Raw genomic sequence first — 3,107 nt, 5'->3', positions numbered from 1 at the left:
AGGTGATCTCGCCGCCTTCGGTGACCGAAGGCGTCGCGGTCAGCTTGGCCACGACTTCGTCGGTGGTGTCTGTCACTTGGACGGTAGCCGCACCGCCCAGCTCCAGGTTCTCGAAGGTAGCACCGGTGGCGTCTACCGCCGACTTGATACCCAGGCTGATTTCGCCCGAATCATTGTAGACGTCATCCCCCTGCGCATCGTGGGTGTACGGCGCGCTGATTTCGCCCGCCTTGATGGTCACGGTCGCGTTGTTGCTCAGGGTCACAACCAGGTCGTGATCCAGCGGCTGGTTGATGTGCACAGTGAACGTCGGTTTGACGTTTTCCGCCACCGAAGTCTGGTCGGCGGTGATGGTGACCTTGACCAGGTCGCCTTCGTTGCCTGGGGTGCCTGGTTCGTCGGTAACCTGGGTGCTGACCGGGGTCTTGTCCAGATTCAGGTTTTCGAACTTCCACGCATCCGCGCCGCTGACAGCATCGATGGCATTGACCACCGGCTGGTTAGTACCGACATACACGTTATCCGGGGCGGTTACAGTGGCCGAGCCCGTGGTGCTGTTGGCCGCGACGACAACGGTGGTGCCATCGGTCAGCTTGAAATACAGCTCCGAGTGGTTATTGATCGGCAGACCGTCTTTGTTGGTCAGCGTGATGGTGTAGGTGATCTCGCCGCCTTCGGTAACCGAAGGCGTCGCAGTCAGCTTGGCTACCACTTCGTCGATGGTGTCGGTCACTTTGACCGAAGCATCACCACCCAACTGCAGGTTCTCAAAGGCAGCACCGGTAGCATCTACCGCCGACTTGATGCCCAGGGTGATTTCGCCAGCATCCTGGTAAACGTCATCGCCCTGCGCCGCGTGCTCGTACGGTGCACTGGTTTCGCCGGCCTTGATGGTCACCGTGGCATTGTTGCTCAGGGTCACGACCAGGTCGTGGGCCAGGGCGGTGTTGATGTGCACGGTGAAGGTCGGTTTAACGTTCTCGGCCACCGATACCTGGTCAGCGGTGATGGTGACTTTGACGATGTCACCTTCGTTGCCTGGGGTGCCTGGTTCGTCGATAACCTGGGTGCTGACTGGGGTCTTGTCCAGATTGAGGTTTTCGAACTTCCACGCATCCGCGCCGCTGACCGCATCGATGGCATTGACCACCGGCTGGTTAGTACCGACATACACGTTATCCGGCGCGGTTACAGTGGCCGAACCGGTGGTGCTGTTGGCCGCGACGACAACGGTGGTGCCATCGGTCAGCTTGAAATACAGCGCCGAATGGTTGTTGATCGGCAGACCGTCTTTGTTGGTCAGCGTGATGGTGTAGGTGATCTCGCCGCCTTCGGTAACCGAAGGCGTCGCAGTCAGCTTGGCTACCACTTCGTCGATGGTGTCGGTCACTTTGACCGAAGCATCACCACCCAACTGCAGGTTCTCGAAGGCAGCACCGGTAGCGTCTACCGCCGACTTGATGCCCAGGGTGATTTCGCCAGCATCCTGGTAAACGTCATCGCCCTGCGCCGCGTGCTCGTACGGTGCACTGGTTTCGCCGGCCTTGATGGTCACCGTGGCATTGTTGCTCAGGGTCACGACCAGGTCGTGCTCCAGCGGCTGGTTGATGTGCACGGTGAACGTCGGTTTGACGTTCTCGGTCACCGAAGTCTGGTCGGCAGTGATGGTTACTTTGACCAAGTCACCTTCGTTGTTGCCGCCTGGGTTGCCCGGAGTACCTGGCTCATCGGTAACGGTTGTGCTGACCGGCGTCTTGTCCAGGGTCAGCTGTTCGAACTTGCCGACATCAGCGCCAGCAACAGTTGCGATCGACTGTACCACCGGGGTATTGCTGCCAACGTAAACGTTGTCCGGAGCAGTCACGGTGATCGAACCGCTGGTGCCGTTGGCCGGCACGGTGATGACGGTCTTGCCGTCGCTCAGCGTGAAGGTCAGGGCGCCGTGGTTGTTGATCGGCAGGCCGTCTTTGTTGGTCAGCGTGATCGTGTAGGTGATCTCGCCGCCTTCGGTCACCGAAGGGGTGGCGGTCAGCTTAGCCACAACTTCACTGATAGTGTCCGAGATCTCAACGGTAGCTGGACCACCCAAGGCCAGGTTCTCGAAAGTGGCACCTGGAACGGTAGCGTCGGTAACGCTGAGGGTGATGGAGCCAGCGTCGTGATAGACGTCATCACCCTGAGCCGGAGTCTTGTACTCGACTTCGGTCTTACCGGCTTCGATCGTCACGGTGTCTCCGTTCGACAAAGTGACGGTCAACGGACGATCCAGCGCCTGGCTTACGTTCACAGTAAAGGAAGGTTGCTGGTCTTCGGTCACATTGCCATTGCTGACGATGCTTACGGTGACAGTATCGACGCTGTCATTGATGACAGTCGAGGCTGGAGTCGGATTCGGGGTCAGCTGCTCGAAGTTGCCGCCGGTGGCGTTTTCGATGGTGACGCTGACAGTCGAACCGTTGTTATAGACGTCGTTCGCCGGGGTCTGGAAATCAACGCTGCCTTGGGTCTTGCCGGCTTCAACAGTGATGGTCTGGCCATTGGACAGGGTCACGGTTACCGGCGTCTGGGCAGGGTTGCTCAGAGTCACGGTGTAGGTGATGACACCGCCTTCGGTCACCGATGGGTTCGCAGTCAGCGTTGCGGTGGTGGTGTCTACTGAATCGTTGACCGTGGTCTGAGCCGGGGTCGGATTCGGGGTCAACTGCTCGAAGTTACCGCCCGTGGCGTTCTCGATGGTGATGCTTACAGTCGAACCGTTGTTGTAGACGTCGTTCGCCGGGGTCTGGAAATCAACGCTGCCCTGGGTCTTGCCCGCTTCAACAGTGATGGTCTGGCCGTTGGACAGGGTCACGGTTACCGGCGTCTGGGCAGGGTTGCTCAGGGTCACGGTGTAGGTGATGACACCGCCTTCGGTCACCGACGGGTTCGCCGTCAGCGTTGCGGTGGTGGTGTCTACTGAATCGTTGATCGTGGTCTGAGCCGGGGTCGGATTCGGCGTCAGCTGCTCGAAGTTGCCACCGGAAGCGCCGGTTATGGTTGTGCTTACAGTCGAACCGTTGTTGTAGACGTCGTTCGCCGGGGTCTGGAAATCAACGCTGCCCTGGGTT

At 59.4% G+C, this 3,107-nt stretch carries 1 pseudogene (only partly in view); it reads right to left on the bottom strand.

From position 1 onward, the window contains the following. Positions 1 to 3,107 (bottom strand): annotated as a pseudogene (locus tag CKW35_RS29010) (retention module-containing protein); its annotated part runs 2,614 nt beyond the window's last position; the annotation flags it as partial.

The sequence above is a fragment of the Pseudomonas sp. Irchel 3F3 genome (assembly GCF_900187545.1).
Taxonomy (GTDB): Bacteria; Pseudomonadota; Gammaproteobacteria; order Pseudomonadales; family Pseudomonadaceae; genus Aquipseudomonas; species Aquipseudomonas fortuita.
This window is presented reverse-complemented; position numbering and strand designations above follow the sequence as displayed.